13 protein-coding genes are annotated in these 15,869 nt (G+C 67.6%); 11 read left to right on the forward strand and 2 right to left on the reverse strand.

Features of this window, described 5'->3' with window-relative positions:
• Positions 1 to 37 precede the first annotated feature (37 nt).
• The 9 genes from L3078_RS17395 to L3078_RS17435 all read left to right on the forward strand — a co-directional run bounded on the left by L3078_RS17395 (position 38) and on the right by L3078_RS17435 (position 12,936).
• Complete coding sequence (locus L3078_RS17395) at positions 38 to 2,140, forward strand: hypothetical protein (protein WP_239754715.1); 2,103 nt, start codon at positions 38 to 40, stop codon at positions 2,138 to 2,140.
• Complete coding sequence (locus L3078_RS17400) at positions 2,137 to 3,084, forward strand: hypothetical protein (RefSeq protein ID WP_239754716.1); 948 nt, start codon at positions 2,137 to 2,139, stop codon at positions 3,082 to 3,084. The genes L3078_RS17395 and L3078_RS17400 overlap by 4 nt, the downstream gene beginning before the upstream one ends.
• Positions 3,074 to 8,662, forward strand: coding sequence for a DEAD/DEAH box helicase (locus L3078_RS17405; RefSeq protein WP_239754717.1), 5,589 nt, complete (start codon positions 3,074 to 3,076; stop codon positions 8,660 to 8,662). Before L3078_RS17400 ends, L3078_RS17405 begins: the two co-directional genes overlap by 11 nt.
• Before the next feature lie 244 nt (positions 8,663 to 8,906).
• The gene (locus tag L3078_RS17410; protein ID WP_239754718.1) at positions 8,907 to 9,173 is read left to right on the forward strand and encodes a hypothetical protein; all 267 of its coding nucleotides are present in this window, start codon (positions 8,907 to 8,909) and stop codon (positions 9,171 to 9,173) included.
• Entirely contained in the window at positions 9,142 to 9,675 is a 534-nt protein-coding gene (locus L3078_RS17415; protein WP_239754719.1) for a DUF6879 family protein, read from the forward strand. The genes L3078_RS17410 and L3078_RS17415 overlap by 32 nt, the downstream gene beginning before the upstream one ends.
• 14 nt (positions 9,676 to 9,689) lie before the next feature.
• Positions 9,690 to 10,538 (forward strand): helix-turn-helix domain-containing protein, encoded by an 849-nt coding sequence (locus tag L3078_RS17420; RefSeq protein ID WP_239754720.1) that lies wholly within the window; start codon positions 9,690 to 9,692, stop codon positions 10,536 to 10,538.
• Between the two features lie 218 nt (positions 10,539 to 10,756).
• Positions 10,757 to 11,866, forward strand: coding sequence for a radical SAM protein (locus L3078_RS17425; RefSeq protein WP_239754721.1), 1,110 nt, complete (start codon positions 10,757 to 10,759; stop codon positions 11,864 to 11,866).
• A gap of 9 nt (positions 11,867 to 11,875) precedes the next feature.
• Entirely contained in the window at positions 11,876 to 12,421 is a 546-nt protein-coding gene (locus L3078_RS17430; protein WP_239754722.1) for a class IV adenylate cyclase, read from the forward strand.
• 80 nt (positions 12,422 to 12,501) lie between these two features.
• Positions 12,502 to 12,936: a DUF4240 domain-containing protein gene (locus tag L3078_RS17435; protein WP_239754723.1), complete on the forward strand. Its 435-nt coding sequence runs from the start codon at positions 12,502 to 12,504 to the stop codon at positions 12,934 to 12,936.
• Between the two features lie 49 nt (positions 12,937 to 12,985).
• On the opposite strand, the gene L3078_RS17440 is transcribed toward L3078_RS17435, so the two are convergent.
• The gene (locus tag L3078_RS17440; protein WP_239754725.1) at positions 12,986 to 14,200 is read right to left on the reverse strand and encodes a winged helix DNA-binding domain-containing protein; all 1,215 of its coding nucleotides are present in this window, start codon (positions 14,198 to 14,200) and stop codon (positions 12,986 to 12,988) included.
• Positions 14,201 to 14,329: 129 nt separating this feature from the next.
• The gene (locus tag L3078_RS17445) at positions 14,330 to 15,169 is read right to left on the reverse strand and encodes an alpha/beta fold hydrolase (RefSeq protein ID WP_239754727.1); all 840 of its coding nucleotides are present in this window, start codon (positions 15,167 to 15,169) and stop codon (positions 14,330 to 14,332) included.
• Between L3078_RS17445 and L3078_RS17450 the strand changes: the two genes are divergently transcribed.
• Positions 15,149 to 15,412 carry a hypothetical protein gene (locus L3078_RS17450; protein WP_420864073.1) on the forward strand — a complete coding sequence of 88 codons (264 nt, stop codon included), beginning with the start codon at positions 15,149 to 15,151 and terminating at the stop codon, positions 15,410 to 15,412. The genes L3078_RS17445 and L3078_RS17450 overlap by 21 nt on opposite strands.
• Positions 15,413 to 15,454: 42 nt before the next feature.
• Positions 15,455 to 15,757, forward strand: coding sequence for a hypothetical protein (locus L3078_RS17455; protein ID WP_239754729.1), 303 nt, complete (start codon positions 15,455 to 15,457; stop codon positions 15,755 to 15,757).
• Positions 15,758 to 15,869 lie beyond the last annotated feature (112 nt).

The following is a 15,869-nucleotide window of genomic DNA, read 5'->3' on the forward strand; positions in this document are numbered from 1 at the left end:
GCTGGGTAGGCAGATACGGAGGGGAGCGGTAAGGCTGATGAGAGCGGCGTACAGGCGATGGCACGAAGTGCTCTCTACAGAGTTCTTCGGCGCGGACCACGCGCTACGGAGCACCGTTCTCTATGTCGATGACGAGATTGAACGGCAGCTCGCCGAGCTCTACGGCATCGAAACAAGTCTGGCCCAGGCCGTGGCCGACGAACTCAACTGGGGCGACCCGGAAAGACCGCTGTTCACCCATGTCCAGCGCGAGGATGCGCAATGGGTGAACAGCGGAATCGAGGGGCCACCGCCTAGCCTTCCGGTACTCGCCCTGTCCGTACTGGCCGCTACCCGCATGGCCTCATCCGACGGGATGCTGAGAAGCAACTTCTACAAGCGCTGGTTTCAGGTATTCGACGAACCGTTGTCGGGCTACCGCGCGAACAAGCTGAGGAGGGCGTTCGAAGACGTCGCTGAAATGTGGGAACAGCTGGACAGCTGGCTGCAGGAAACGGGCGGACTCTTCGGCACCAGCACGGTGAGCACTGACGACTTCTACTGGAAGATCGGGTTCCCTATCTCGCAGGCGCTGGTACGCGGTTCGGATCGGCAGGTCCTCACCCGCTTCTTCGCCACGACTCGACTGCGGCCGCGCAATCGAACCGAGGTATCGGGCCGAGAGCTCTTGCGGCGGCTCCGGGTCTGGACAGCGGGCCGGGAACGGCACCTGTCCCCCCGGCTCATGGAGGAACTCTCAAAGGGTGCCGACACTGGAGAGACCCTCATCACCAGTCTTCTCAGACGACTTGCCGATGACTGGGACGGTACCCTCCACGAGCCGGAGCACGGGCACCGGCGCCGGGCGCTCGGGCTCCGGCTCATGGTCGCCGACCGCGGAAGGCGACTGGACTGGCTGGCCGAGGCTGTCGAAACGACCCCCGAGACCGAGGTCTGTCTGCCGGGCGGGCGCACTTTCACGCTCCGCAAGGAGTACGGCGACGTCTACGGAGGGTTGGAGTCCCTCCGGCCATCCCCTCAGCAGTTGGCTCACGGCGTACGTCTCGAGGGTGAGGCATTGGTCCTCGAATGGGTGCCGCAGGAGGTCGTGCTCCTGCGGATGCACCCGTACCTCGGCGAGTGGGTGAGCACCGAGTACTTCGAGCCCGGCGAACAGCACTGGATCCTTGCCGCCGACTCTGCCGTCGGTGAAGTGCGCTCCATGGTCAATACTCTTGGCGGCCGGACGGTCCGCGAGACGGCGGCGCCGACAGTGGGTTGGAAGCTGTTCAAAGGCGTCCGTGCAGTCAACGGGGGTGCCTTCGCTAGAACTTTGGATCGCGGTGGAGCGCATTCCTACGTCCTTGAGCCCCAGATCCGGCACCGCGCCGAGTTGTCTGGCGGGCTCCGCATCGCGACCGAGTACCGGGTGGGTTCCGGCGTTGCAGGACACTTCCTCCGCGGCGGCGGCCCGGATCTACTGCTGCCCGCGAGTGAATCTCCGGACGGGCTCGTGGAGGTCGTGCTCGACGGCTGCACGGAGAAGTTGCGTGCAGACCCCCGCATTCCCTTCCCGCTGCGCCTCGTCCCTCTTGACGAGGGGGAGCACGAGGTAGGCACTGCACAGAGCAGCCAGGTCTTCACCTTGCACGACGGGCTGCACGACGGGCTTCCGCCAGGGACCGGGATGCTCGGGTACGACTGCAACGGCACCGCCCAGCGCAAACTGAGCGAGGTCGGCGATTCCGGCGCGGCTATCCGAGGTGCTTATGCACCGGACAGCAAGAGGCTGCCGCGCACCGAGCTTGTGCGGAGTGATGTCCTGGAAGCAGTGCTGATCGATCACCGCGGCAGTGCGCGCAGAGTCAAGCAGCAGTCGGTCCCAGCGTGGATGGTGTCACGGCTGCCGGAAGAGGCCCGCGGCTCCTGCCTCGAGGTCGAGGTGCCGGAAGGATATGTGTGGCTGGTCTACCGGACGGCTGCCCGGTGGTCCGTCCGGGCACTGGCCGCAGTAGAGGACATTCCCGACCCTGCGCCATCCCACGACGACTACGCCTGGGCACATGCGATCCTGAGCGCCGCCGAGCGCTCGCACGCCCCGGTCTGGCTCGGGTACGTAGCGGCGGCGGAAGCAATCGCCGGAAAGCGGGGAGCCTCATGACCGATCCAGGAGACCTGCTGCTGCGCTGGGTGAGCGAGCGGGGAGCGGGCGCGCTGTCCGACGTCAAGCAGGGCATGTGGTGGCTCGCATCCACATATTGCCCGGACATTGAGCCGGGTGCGGCGGGCCGCTGGCTGCGCGATGCTGTCTCCCTCGGCCACATGGACATCGACTGGCGCAACAGGCGCTGGTCCGCGGCACCACCCGTACTGACGCGCCTGCCGCACGCCCGAGGGCTGGCCGTGCTGGCCGGGAGTCGGACGGCTGCTTTCGACGATCGCCTCGATCAGGCCGTGAAAGATGGCTTGGTGGAGCTCTTCCGGGTGCCCAGTGCGCGTCCGTCTCGGGATATCCCTCTTCCTGTTTCGCTAATCGTCCAGTTCGACGACGAGGCTGGGCTGGCGCAATGGGCGACCGAGCTTGGAGCCGAGTACACATCCTGCTTCGCTCTTCAGGGCGCTGCCCTGCTTCCACCTCTCGGACTTGAAGTGCGGACTTCTGCACCGGAGTTCGGGCAACCGCTGGAGCAGTACAACCTGGACCGCCGGGAATACCAGCCTGCAGGCCGTCCCCAGGGGGATGGCCTTTACCGGCTCAAGCAGCGCGAAGGCAAGCGCGTATGCCAAGTTCTGCGCAACGGCGAGTGGTACGAGACCAGCCACGAGGAAGGGGTGTATTCCGTCCTGGAGTCCCGGAACCCGGAAGCTGATGTGCTCCGCTGGCTGCCCGAAAAGGACTGCGGGCGGGAGAGGTTCGGAACCCTTTACGTCGACTGGGGCTACCCTCTGCCCGACCTGCACCGGCGCGTGGCTGTCATGTGCTCCGGCCTCGCGCCGCGCATCAATGCGCATGCCGAGAACCTGGCGTACGACAACGTGCCCAAGGCCGTGGCAATCAGGATCGCAGACTCACTCGGACAGCACCTTGGAGAGAATGATGAGTGACTCCGTCGCGGAACAGCCCCACAGCAGCGGCCGGGACGTCGACATCCTGGGGTCGTTCGAACACCTTAGAGAAGCACTCTTCCGCTACTACAACACGCCGTTCGGCCTCGCTGACCAGCACCTGGAAGAGGAACGGCAGAGCCTCTTCGATGTGGACGGCGGGGCGTGGCGACGCCCTCTCTTGGAAGTCCGCCCGCGATACGGCACTGTGGACGCGGGGATCACTGAGTCCGTCCGCTCAGCGGGTGCGCACCCCGATCTCGCGGAACTGGTGCAGCTCGGTCTGCTGCAGGGTGTTCCGTCGCTTTACGAACACCAGCACCAAGCCCTCACCGCTGCGGTCCGCGATGGGCGTGACGTCGTCGTCACGGCAGGCACCGGCTCCGGCAAGACGGAGTCGTTCATGTTGCCCATCTTGGCCGACCTCGTCCGGGAATCCGAGGCATGGTCGGCTGGAACACTGCCGTCCAACAGATGGTGGGCGTCACCAGACGGCGAGTACCAGCCGCAGCGGGCGGGAGAGAACGGCAGGCTGGCTGCTGTGCGCGCTCTGGTCCTCTACCCGATGAACGCCCTCGTCGACGATCAGATGATGCGCCTGCGCAAGGCCCTCGACAGCGACGAGGTCCGGGCGTGGCTTGCGCGATCACGACCCGGCCACCGCTTCTACTTCGGCCGGTACACCGGAGCGACGCCGGTCCCCGGCGACTTCGGCTCGACCGCCGGTGTGAAGACGCTCCGCAAGGAGTTCGCCGCGACGGAAGAGCGCTCGAGCCAAGCGCAGAAGGCCACCGGAGACGGCCGGTTCTTCATCCCGAGGCTCGACGGCGCGGAGATGCGCTCCCGCTGGGACATGATCCAGGCCCCGCCGGACATCATGATCACGAACTACAGCATGCTCAACGTCATGCTGATGCGATCGCGCGAGTCGGGCATCTTCGACAAGACGCGCCGCTGGCTCGAGGAAGTCCCGGACGCCCGCTTCACCTTGGTTGTCGACGAACTCCACATGTACCGGGGCACCGCAGGCACCGAGATCGCCTTCCTCCTGCGCAACCTGCGCCACAGGCTCGGCCTGGACGACAAGCCAGAGAAGTTCCGGATCCTCGCGGCGTCCGCATCCCTCGAAGCTCCCCGCGACCTGGACTTCCTGCAGGAATTCTTCGGCGCTAACCGCGACCGGTTCGAGGTTCTCGGCGGCCAACTCGTACTGCCACCCCACACACGCACCGATATCTCCGAGCACGCCCCTGCGTACGCGGCTCTCGGCACCGCCCCGGAACCTGCTGAGGCTGAACGGCTCCTGGCTGACACAGGAGCAGCCGATGCGTTCGTCAATGCTCTGCGTGACGGCGACCGGCTCATCGCCGACTTCGACACGGAAGTCGCCGCGCGGCTCTTCCCAGGCGCTGATGCTTCAACCCAGACGGACGCGATGCGCGGAATTCTCGCCGCGCTGCGCAGCTCGGCCGCCGCTGACACGCCCAAGCTTCGCGGGCATCTCTTCTTCCGCAACATCCCCGGAGTGTGGGCCTGTTCAGACCCGGCATGCCCTGATGCCCCGCGCCCGGAGGGCGCCGAGAGGACCGTCGGCAAGCTGTACTCCCGACCCACTCCCCGGTGCAGCTGCGACGCCCGCGTTCTCGAACTCCTCTACTGCCAGAACTGCGGAGACGCCTTCCTCGGCGGATACGCGCCCGAATCGGCATTCCGGAACACCAAGGGACGTCCCTTCGAAGCCGGCCTGCTCGCCGACCTGCCCGACCTCGACTCGCTTCCTGACGCTGCTGCTCTAGGGCCGAGCGCGGCCAATTACATCGTCTATTGGCCGCGCAAGGACGAACCGGCCACGGACAAACTCGCCTGGGACTCCACTTCCGACAAGGGGGTGCTGAGCGCCAGCTTTGAGTTCAAGCGCAGCAAGTACGACCCGCGCACTGGCATGCTCCGGAACCAGAGCAACCACACCGGCTGGTCGTTCCATGTCAGCGTTCCCCGGTCCAAGAGGGGGAGCGCTCGGCTCAAGGCCGACCACCTTCCCGCGGCGCCGACCCAGTGTCCTTCGTGCGGCGACGACTGGGAGCTGCGGCAGGCCGGAAGCGAGCACCTCAGCCTGAGCGACCCGCGCCGCATGCGCACGCCGGTGCGGTCTATGCGCACCGGTTTCGAGAAGGTCAACCAGGTCCTTACCACCGGGATCCTCTCGCTCCTCCCGAACCGGCAGGCCGTCGTCTTCTCCGACAGTCGGCAGGATGCGGCCAAGCTCTCAGCCGGCCTTGGCCTCCGTCACTACCAGGACCTGCTGCGCCTGCTCCTCGCCGAGGAGGTAGCGGGTCAGGGCGACCCTGTGGCAGACCTCGCCGCCGTATCAGGCTTCTACCGGAAGTCGCCCGACAACCCTGTGGACAGGGAGACGGCCAAGGCCGCACGCGACCGGCTCAGGGCTCGAGACCGGGATACGTACGACGCGTGGGAGAAGCTCCAGAAACCCCAGGCTGCAGCAAGCCTCGACGACCTTGACGACGATCTCCCCGACCCGGCTGAGGAGGCCGCGCTCTACGGCCTTCTGAGCCGGGTGCCCAGTCTCGACAGCCACGCCGCCGCCGTTGCTGAACGCCTCGTGCAACTCGGCGCTAATCCCGGTGGGCCGAAGGCATCCCTCCAGCAGACGGCCTACCAGAAAGGCTCTCAGCTGCAGCCCTGGACCTCGCTGTACCGCTGGCCGGACGGGGGAGGCAGCGGAGTACGGGATGAATCCAGCCTTGTCCTGAGCGAGCGTCAGGAACAACTGCGCCAGGACATGCGCGAATCCCTCAGTACCGAGCTGCTCAGCGGCCTTTTCGGCAGCGCCGGGCGTGACTTCGAGTCTCTCGGCCTGGGCTGGCTCACCCTCGCGTCCGACCAGGCGCCACTCGAAGCCGAGCGGGCGTCGGATGTCGCCCTGGCCCGGACGAGCCTGCGGATCCTCGGCCACATGCGCCGATTCGCCGGACTGCGCAAACCTGCAGACAACCCACCAAAAAAGCTCCGGGACTTCTGGGCCAGTGCAGCCGATTACCTCGGTCAGGACCCGGACGACCTCCAGGCCACAGTGGAGCGGATCTGGGGGCCTGCAGTCCTCAAGTACGTCATCCAACCCGAGCACGTCGCGCTGCGCCACGGCCGTGCTGTGTCCTGGACCTGCTCCACATGCAATCGCCGCCACCTCCACCCGGGCGTCGGCATCTGCACGAAATGCCGACGGCCCCTGCCTGCAGAGTCCGAGCAGTACGAGAGCATCGACGCCGACTACTACGCCTGGATGGCACGCAAGCAGTTCGGGCACTTCCGGCTCAACACCGCTGAACTCACCGGCCAGACGGACCGCCTCGACGCTCAGGCCCGCCAAGCCCGCTTCCAGGGCATCTTCCTCGATGGCAAAGAGCACGAGCTCCCAGACACTCTCGACGTCCTCTCCGTCACCACCACGATGGAAGCCGGTGTCGACATCGGCCCGCTGTCCGCAGTTCTGATGGCCAACATGCCCCCGACCCGGTTCAACTACCAGCAGCGTGTGGGACGCGCCGGACGCCGCAGCTCGCCGGTCGCTCTCGCTCTGACCGTCTGCCGTGGTCGCAGCCACGACGAGTACTACTTCCAAGACCCGAAGCGCATCACCAACGACGCGACCCCGCGGCCCTACCTGTCCACCGACATGAAGGACATCTACCAGAGGGTCCTCGCCGCGGAAGTGCTGCGCCGGGCCTTTGACGCAGTGCAGGTTGCAGTGGAGGACGACGCAGGGATCGATCCGACCCGCAACGTCCACGGGCAGTTCGGGCACTGCGCCGACTGGCACGTCGTCAGCGAGGCCGTCGGCGCTTGGATCAAGTCGCATGAGGCCGAGATCCGGAGGCTCGCTGGAGCCCTCGCCGACTGGACCCGGAGCGTATGGTCTCCGGCCGAGGCAGCGGAATGGGTTGCCTCGGAGCTTGTCGACCGCGTTGCACGGATCGCGGACCGAGCCAGCGGCCACCACGAGCTCAGCCAGCGGCTTGCAGAGTCGGGCCTGCTGCCAATGTTTGGATTCCCCACGTCGGCCCGGTACTTGTACACGAAGCGCCCCTACGACTCGTACCCGTGGCCACCGAGCGGAGTCGTCGACCGCTCTCTGGACATCGCCATCTCACAGTTCGCACCCGGCGCGGAGACCGTGAAGGACGGACAGGTCCACACCGCTACCGGAGTGGTCGCGTTCGAGCCGACGGGCAGGGCCCCGCGAGCCGTGGATCAGCCGCTCGGGCAGTCCATCCCCATCGGTATCTGCCGCGCCTGCGGACACCTTGCGGACGAAGTGCAAATATCTCCAGTACAGGAAGACAACGCGCCCCAACAGCCCTGCCGCGCCTGCGGAGCTGCTGACGGGTCCTACCGCGAGATCGAACTCCGCGAACCAGCCGGCTTCTACTCCGGCGGCAGGGCCCGCGATTTCGATGGCAACTTCGCCTGGCGTGCAAGGTCTCTGGCACCGCGCACGGCCGCCGATCTCGAGCGTGGCGCGCCAGAGAAGATCGCGACGGCAGGAATGGTCGTCCACGCGGGCAAGGGCGAGCGCTTCGCAATCAACGACAACGGCGGTCGGCTCTTCAGCTTCGCGAAGCTCACCCCGACCGCACGCTGGTCCGGCGCATACGTGGAGACTGGGGCGGCGGAGCTGTTTCCCTGGCTCACGAAAGACATTGCAGCCGACGAGGAACCGCTGACCACAGCCATCGGCGCTACCCAGCACACCGACCTGTTCCTCCTCGGACCTCAGGCCGGCGAGATCCCCGTTCTCGGCCTGCGTCTCAACCTCACGTCCGTGCCCCAGAGCACCGGCTTCCCGGACGACCGCTCAGGCAGGCGGGCCGCCTGGTACTCGCTTGCTGCCCTACTCCGAATCGCCGCGGGCTCAATCCTCCAAGTACAGCCCAACGAAATCGCGTCCGGCATCCACGGAGCAGGATCCGGCAGCCGTGAGGCCCGCACTTTCGCCTTCCTCTCTGACACCCTGGACAACGGTGCTGGCTACTGCACGCACCTCGCTGAGCGCGACGTCTTCGAGCAACTGATGGCTACAGCGAACAGAATGCTGGCCGCCTTCGCCGCAGGAGCGCATGGTCGCGACTGCCGAGGCTCGTGCTACCAGTGCCTCCGCGACTACACAAACATGGCGTACCACAGCCTGCTCGACTGGCGACTGGCCGGCGATCTCCTCGCCATCCTCCAGGGCAAGGGTGTCGCAAGCGATCAGCGCGCCCGACGCGCCGCGGGGCTGCTGCGGAACTGGGCTTCGGACTTCCCTTCCGAAGACGCGGAGTTCGTGGACGACCTCGGGGGCACAGGTCCTGCCGTCCTCTTTGAGGAGCGGGTCTGGGTCGCGGCGAAGAGTCCGTTCGAGGCCGCCGACGGGTCGCTGCAGTCTGCCCGCATCAGGGTCGTGCGCGACGCTGCCGCATCTGATGGCCGGAATGTTCCCGTGGTGTTCATCGACGATTTCCTCCTCAACAAGGCTCCGGCGCGGGTCACAGCCCTGATCGCAGACTTCGACGCAATGTAGTAGGCAGCACGCATCGCGCCTGCCGGGCAGAAGTAAAGAGGGAGTTGTGGCTCGTGAGGGGGGTGGGCGTCGTTAGCCATGCACGATGCCATGACCAATGAGCAGTTACGTCAGGGCTGCCTCAGCTGGGGGTGATGCATTCAAGCCATAAACTCCCTAACTCACACAAGCTCTTGACGTTCGCCTCCGCCTCCGAAAGCGTCGTACGCAAGAACGCGCAACTGCCTTGGGCCGGGAGGGCACCATGGACCTACAGTTCATCGGGATCGACCCGAACACCGGGGGCGAGGGGTCGCCTACGGTGTGGGTGGAGGAGGAGACGGCTGACCTGGTGCTCCAGGGCGTGAAGGCCGAGGACGTGCTGGAGGCGCTGGTCAGCGGTACGGAGTGGGTCGCCGGGCACGCGGTGGGGATTCCCGCCCATGAGACGGTGATCCGTATCCCCGCCCGCATGGTGCCGATTCTGAGGGAGGCGTGCGATGTCGCAGAGCGGCGTGCCGAGCTTCGCTGAGCTGCTGGCCGGCGCGCGTAGCAGCGCGGTGCATCTGGAGATGCGCGACGCGTACGGAGTCGGTGACGAAGCCGTGGAGTTCGAGGAGTTCAAGCGCACGGGGCAGGTCCACCTCGACCCGACGGCGCGCTGGTGGCCCAGTTGGCTGGGCATCGTACGGGAGGCCGTGGGCCGTGGTGTGGTGATGCGTCGGGCCAGGATCGTTTCCGAGCCCGTGACGGACTACATCCGCTGGGAGCACGCCGCCACCACTCTGAATGTCGAGGCGGGCGAACGGGTGCGCTGGCTACCACGTCGGCAGGCCGTGGACCTCGCCCTGCCAGGGGCCGACTTCTGGCTGATCGATGACCGTCTGGTGCAGTTCAACATCTTCACCGGAGACGGTGACTGGGCAGATCCGCCCAAGGAGTTCAGCGAGGACCCCGCTGTGGTCAAGCTGTGCGCCAACGCGTTCGAGGCCGTATGGGGACGGGCCGTCGACCACGCGAAGTACACCGTCTGATCCCTGCCCGCCCCATGCCCACCTCCCCTTCGTCCAGCGCTCAAGCAGCCCGTGCGGCGCTCGCCGTGCGCCTGACCCACCTCCGCAAGGACGCCGGCCTCACCGGGAAGGAGCTCTCGACCCGGTGCGGCTGGCACCCAGCGAAGACCACGCGCATCCAGAAAGCCGAGGTGCAGCCCAGCGACGCGGACATCCGTGCCTGGTGCGCCGCCTGCGGCGCCACCGACCAGGCCGACGATCTGATCGCCACGGCCCGCGCCGTGGACTCGATGTACGTGGAGTGGCGCAGGCACCACCAGACCGGTATGCGCAAGACCCAAGAGGGCTTCTTCGACCTCTACGCGCACACGGCCGTCACCCGCGCGTACGTCTCCAACGTGGTGCCCGGGTTCTTCCAGACACCTGCCTACGCCACGGCCCTGATGGAGACCATCACCGACTTTCAGGGCACCCCCAACGACGTCTCCGAGGCCGTCGCCGCCCGCGTCGCCCGAAGCCGGTTCCTCTACGAGGGCGGACACCGGTTCGTCGTACTCATGGAGGAGAGCGTGCTGCGCTACCGCGTCGGAGACACCGAGACGATGGTCGGCCAGCTGAGGCATCTGTTGACCGTGATGCCACTCCCCTCGGTCTCCCTGGGTGTCATCCCCTTCACCGTTCGAAGGACGATGTGGCCTCTGGAGGCCTTCTATCTCCATGACGGCACTCGCAGCGTCGTGGAAACCCTCACAGCCGAGATCAACGTGGTGCAGCCACGCGAACTCGCCGACTACCGCATGGCATTCGGGGAGCTGATGAAAATGGCGGTCCATGGCAACGCGGCACGGTCCTTGATCAACACTGCTATCAACGCCCTGGGATGACCCGCCGCAACTTCCCGCAATCTCATTGAGGCCGTACTGCGGCTTTCCTTAGGGTCGTTGCAGTCGCCCGGCCGCCTCGGCCTCGGGCCCTGCATGGCGCGCCCATCCCCTGCACACCGTGTCAGACAGACGTGCCAGCCGCCTCTGCCGTACTGCCCAAGCCAGGCAGGCACGGAAGCTCCAACCCCGTCATGTCTCCGACGAAGGAGTTGCACGTCGTGTTCGAGCATCGCGCCTTGACCGGCATCGGAGATCACGTTCCCGTGCGGGTCACCATGGACCGCACCCTGCGAGTGAAGGTCATCGACGCCTGCGGGATGACCTGTACGTTCTGCCATAACGAGGGCACGCCGGTGGCTGCCGACAACCACGCCCGGGTCGCCGGCGAATTCGGTGCCGTCGGTCGCTCCGAACGTGTCTCCATCTACCTCGCGACCAATGGAGCCCGCTTCACGGCAGCGCCCGTCTTCCCCGACGAGACGTTCCGCACTGCGTTGCGGGAGTTGCGTGACGCCCTGGGGTTCGAAGAGGTTCACCTGACAGGGGGCGAACCGACGCTGCATCCCAAGCTCTCCGCGATCGTGGCCCTGGCAAGGGAGGAGGGCTACAGCGTGGGAGTCACCTCCAATGGCGAGAACGGCGCAAGGATTCTTCCTGGCTGCGCGGAGGCCGGGTTGGACCGCGTCAACTTCTCGATCTTCGGCACCTCACCGAAGGAACTGGCACAGGTGCAGAACGAGCGGTACAGGTCGGTCTCCCTGGCGAGACGCAAGATCGAAGCCCTGGAGCAGTCGATCAAGGTGGCGGCTGAAGAGGGAATCGATGTGCGCGCCAATGTGGTGGTCCCCGACCACAGTCACGTGGAGCGGGTACACCGGCTGCTCGACCGATACGCCCCAGAGGTGTCGTTACGGGTCCTGTCGTCACTCGCGGACGGCGACGCGTCCCTGGACGCCATCGACCAGCTACTCGTCGAACTCCGAGCTGTGCCACAGGAGATCCACCTCATCGCCGGAGCATCAGGGTTTCGCGTCTCGTACCGGCTGCCCGACGGGAGATCGATCAAGGCCAAGCACATTCGTCAGGTGCGCCTACCGGAGACCTGTACGAGTTGCCGCTTCAACAACCCGACCGACTGTCAGGAGGGCTACTACGGGGTTCGTCTCTACCGAGATCCCAAGGGGACCTTCCACGTAGGTGTCTGTATTCAGCGCATGGACCTGTGTCTGCCCTTGGACCAATTCCTGGACAGCGCTGTCTGCGGCGAGATCACGAAAATGCGCGAGCAGGAGTTCCACGACCTGACGCGTAGAAGCTGTCATGTGTGAAGGAGAACCGTGGCGCAACACGAGTACGAGGCGAAGTTCCTGGAGATCGACGTGCAGGCCACTGTCGGCGCGCTGCGGGCCGCCGGGGCGGAACAGGTCTTCCCCAAGACCATGTTCACCCGCCTGATCTTCGAGAACGACGCGGTGCGAGGGGAACAGTGGCTGCGGCTGCGGGACGAGGGCGGCAGGACCACGCTCACGTTGAAGCAGGTCACCGATGCCACGCACATCAACGGAACCACCGAGATCGAGATCGAGGTCGACGACCTCGGCAAGACCGCGGAGCTGCTCACGGCGCTCGGTCTGCGGCAGGTCCGCTACCAGCAGAACTACCGCGAAGAATGGCGACTGGGAGGTGTCACCTACGACTTCGACACCTGGCCGGAGCTGGACACCTTCCTGGAGATCGAGGGTCCTTCCGAGGCGGCGGTGCGGGACGCCGTAGCGGCTCTGGGCCTGGACTACACCCACGCCCGCTTCGGCAGCATCGACCTGATCTACAAGAGCGAACTGAGCCGGGACATTCTCGCCGAGTCGACCCTTCTCTTCCGGTGATGTCAGTCCGGCGTCCTGAGTAGTGAGCAGACGCCATCGCCGAGGCCCCGGTGTCAGTGCTGTGCCTCATGCTCGGCCGCATGGATGAGAACACTTTCTGGCAGTTCGTCGACGGGTGCCGGCCAGAGGGGCCCGACCCCGATGCCGAGGGGCTTGCGGACGCGTTGGTGGGGCGGCTTGTGGGTGAGCCTGTTTCGGTCGTGGTGGGGTTCGCGGAGCAGTTGGCCTGGGCTCTCTATCGGCTGGATCGCAAGGAGTTCGGGGACGATCTCTCCGGCGACGGCTTTCTCTACACTCGGGCGGCTGTCGTGGCCGAGGGGCGTGACGTCTACGAGGCTGTGCTGCAGGATCCGGCGCGCTTCGTCCCGTACGCCACAAGACTCGTCTGGGCGGAGCCGCTGCTCTACGTGCCGGATCTGGCGTACGAGCGGATCACCGGCCGGGAGTGGGACCGGGCGACCCGGTACTCGTACGAGACCGGGTCGAACGCGGAGGGGTGGCGTCGGGAGGGGTGAGGGTGGCCGCCCCGCTGCCCTCCTTCAGGGGTCGGTGGAGCACGGCCCCTCAATCGGCGGCGAGCACGCGCGTCTCCGACGTGTCCGGGAGTGGCTTGGTCCACCAGTGGTCGTGGCGGCGGTAGGGGGTGGGGTCGGAGCGGGTGGTGAGGAAGGTGTGCAAGGCCGTGGCCTCCTCCTTCAGGGCCTTCCAGGTCGAGGCCGGGAGGGGGTGGAAGGCTGTGGCCTCGATGGCGTCGGCCTGGGGGCGCCAGATGCCGGCGACCTGGCCGTCCACCAGGAGGGTGGGGAGGACGTCGCCGTTCATGCGGGTCACGTACGTGCGGTACTCGGGTGGGAGGAGGCGGCTCCGGTCGGCGTAGGCCAGGAGCGTGCTGTCCCACATGGCCATCAGGCGGGGTGGGGCGGGGGTGTCCTCCGGGGGGCGTGGGGCGCCCGGGATGTCGTACAGGGGTTGGGCGGTGGCGGTGGCCTCCAGGGTTTCGAGCTCGTCCGACATCGTGGCCAGTGCCGTTCTGATGCGGCGTTGTTGGACCATCGCGAACTGGGCCATGTCCGCGATCGTCGCCGGGCCGAAGCCCTGGAGGTAGCGGCGGATGAGCGTGCGTAGGCCCTCGGCGGCCGCGTCCGGGTCCGTGAGGGACGGGCGGGGCGAGGCCGCTACGTAGGACTGGCGGGTGTCGAAGGACCAGGGGCCGCCGGTGGGGGCGTGCCACAGGGGCGCGTAGTGGCGGAGCATGCGGTGGGCGCCGGTGTCCAGCGTGGCAGAGGGGGTCGTGTCCGAGGTGGCGGCGTTCGGCGTGGTGGTGGCGCCCAAGTGGGCCTCCAGCCAGGTGCGGAGTTCGGCGGCCGTGCGCACCGTGCCGTCGGCGTGGTCGAGGAGGAGCGGGAGGAAGGTGTCGACGTCGGACGCGGTCAGGCCGGAGGCTCGGAAGCGGGGGTCTCCGAGGCGGGAGCCTCGGAGGGTGGGTTCCATCGCCTCGCGGAACGGGGTGTAGTCGTCCGCGTGGACCGTGTGGACGGTGATCCGCATCAGCGTCGCTCGGACGAGACGGTGGTCGGTGAGCGCCTCGTCCAGGGTGGTGGGGTCGAAGGGGGACAGCCGGTTCCACAGGGCGATGTACGGGGAGGCCGGGTGCTGGGCCTGGAGGGCCACGATGCGGCGTACTGCGTCAGTCACCTTCAACTGCTCGCGCGAGAGGAGGAGTTGGCGGGCGAGTGTGGCCCGGTTGAGGGCTCGGTCGGTGAGCTTCGTGGTCCCCATGGGGAGATTGTCTCCGCTCCCTCGGATCCGCCGCTTCGCCGCTCCGCCGGTCCCTCCGTTCCGCCGCTCCGCCAATCCCTCCGTTCCCGCCGTTCCCGGGCTGCGTGGCGGCGCGCACTCCGGCGCGGCTCAACTGGTGGTTTCCGTAAGCGAGTTGAGGAAGCCCGATATCTCCGCGTGCAGATCGCTCGGCTGGTCCAGGTGTACGTCGTGGCCCGCGTCCTCGATGACGGTGAGCTCGGTTCGGGTGCCGGGAGCGCGGGTGGTCGGCATCGCGGCGGCGTCGGCGGCCGCCATCGTGCCGTGTGCGCCCCGTACGACGAGGGTGGGGCAGGTGGTGGTGGCCCACTTCGCGTCGTACGACCTGTGGGCCAGTTCCGCGATCGCGGCGAGCATCGTGGCGCGGTCCACTCGGGGGTACCAGCCGTCGGGGCGGTGGTCGAGGTTGCGGGACCAGCTCGGGTGACCGAAGAACTCGGCTGCCTGGGACGGCGAGTCGAACGGGGTCGGCCAGCTGTCCAGCCAGGCGGCTATGTGGGCGGGCAGGGTGGGGTCGGGGGTTCCTGGGCCCGCCTCGATCAGGATCAGGGAGTCGAGGAGTTCCGGGTGCGCGGCCGCGGTGAGGAAGGCCGTGTGGCCGCCGAGGGACTGGCCCACGAGGGTCAGGGGGGCCTGGCCCGGGAGAGCGAGGCCCAGTTCACGGATCACCGTCACCGCGTCCTGTACGCACGCCGCCCGGCTCATGTCCTCCGGGCGCCGGGTGCTCGCGCCGTGGCCGCGTGCGTCGTACGTCACCACGCGGTGGCCGTCCGCCAGGAGCCGGGGGACGAGGTCGTCCCACTCCCCCTGGTGGCCGGCGAGGCCGTGCAGGAGGAGGAGCGTGCGGCTGTGCGCATGGGGCGGGACGTGGTCGCGGTGGGCGAGGCGGACGCCGTCCGGGGTGGTGAGGTGAGCGACGGTGGGGGTCATCGCACGATGGTGGCGGCCGGTGGGCGGCGGTGTCAGCGGGACTTTCGGCTCACGCGGCGGGGCAACCTCTCGGCCCACCAACTCGGCGCGGGCGCCTCCGCGTTCCTCGGCGCCACCGCCCGCGATCTCTTCGGCGCGTACGACGTCGTCTGGACCAGCCTCGGCGCAGTCTGCCTGGCCGCGTCCCTGCTGGCCGTGGTCGTACGGGGGCCTCGGGGCGCCCGGCGGACGGAGGCGCAGTAGCCTCGGGCGCGACGGACCTGGCGCAGGACACGGGAGGCAGTGATGGCGAGGGTTCCCACGGCGGCGGTGGCCGCGAGCGGGCTCATCGGCGGGTACGGGGTGGCTCGCTGGACGAAGAAGCGGCCGCTGGGCGGGGCGGTGCTCGCGGTGGCGGGCGCGGCGGCGGCCCAGCAGTGGCAGAAGGCGGCCGGGGGCAGGGCCGCGGGCGCGCTGACCGCGGGGTACGTGGCCGCGTTCGCCGGGTCGCATCCGCTGGCGAAGAAGGTGGGGGCCTGGTCGGCGGTGTTCGGAGTCGCCGGGGTGGTGGCGCTGGCGTCGTGGGTGGTGGCCGACCGCAAGGGGTAGCCGCGCCGGAAGGGTAGCCGCCCCCGGAACGGGTAGGGGGGTCCGGCCTGTTGGGGGCCGCAGGTCGTCGGTGGTTGCTCGCGGAGTCCCCCGCGCCCCTGACGGGGCGGAG

This window comes from Streptomyces deccanensis (assembly GCF_022385335.1).
Lineage (GTDB): Bacteria > Actinomycetota > Actinomycetes > Streptomycetales > Streptomycetaceae > Streptomyces > Streptomyces deccanensis.

Bases quoted from the DNA above. Each gene is read 5' to 3' on its own strand.
- L3078_RS17395 (WP_239754715.1), top strand. From the start codon at position 38: ATGAGAGCGGCGTACAGGCGATGGCACGAAGTGCTCTCTACAGAGTTC.
- L3078_RS17410 (WP_239754718.1), top strand. From the start codon at position 8,907: ATGGACCTACAGTTCATCGGGATCGACCCGAACACCGGGGGCGAGGGG.
- L3078_RS17445 (WP_239754727.1), bottom strand. From the start codon at position 15,169: ATGACCCCCACCGTCGCTCACCTCACCACCCCGGACGGCGTCCGCCTC.
- L3078_RS17455 (WP_239754729.1), top strand. From the start codon at position 15,455: ATGGCGAGGGTTCCCACGGCGGCGGTGGCCGCGAGCGGGCTCATCGGC.
- L3078_RS17420 (WP_239754720.1), top strand. From the start codon at position 9,690: ATGCCCACCTCCCCTTCGTCCAGCGCTCAAGCAGCCCGTGCGGCGCTC.
- L3078_RS17440 (WP_239754725.1), bottom strand. From the start codon at position 14,200: ATGGGGACCACGAAGCTCACCGACCGAGCCCTCAACCGGGCCACACTC.
- L3078_RS17435 (WP_239754723.1), top strand. From the start codon at position 12,502: ATGGATGAGAACACTTTCTGGCAGTTCGTCGACGGGTGCCGGCCAGAG.
- L3078_RS17415 (WP_239754719.1), top strand. From the start codon at position 9,142: ATGTCGCAGAGCGGCGTGCCGAGCTTCGCTGAGCTGCTGGCCGGCGCG.
- L3078_RS17400 (WP_239754716.1), top strand. From the start codon at position 2,137: ATGACCGATCCAGGAGACCTGCTGCTGCGCTGGGTGAGCGAGCGGGGA.
- L3078_RS17405 (WP_239754717.1), top strand. From the start codon at position 3,074: ATGATGAGTGACTCCGTCGCGGAACAGCCCCACAGCAGCGGCCGGGAC.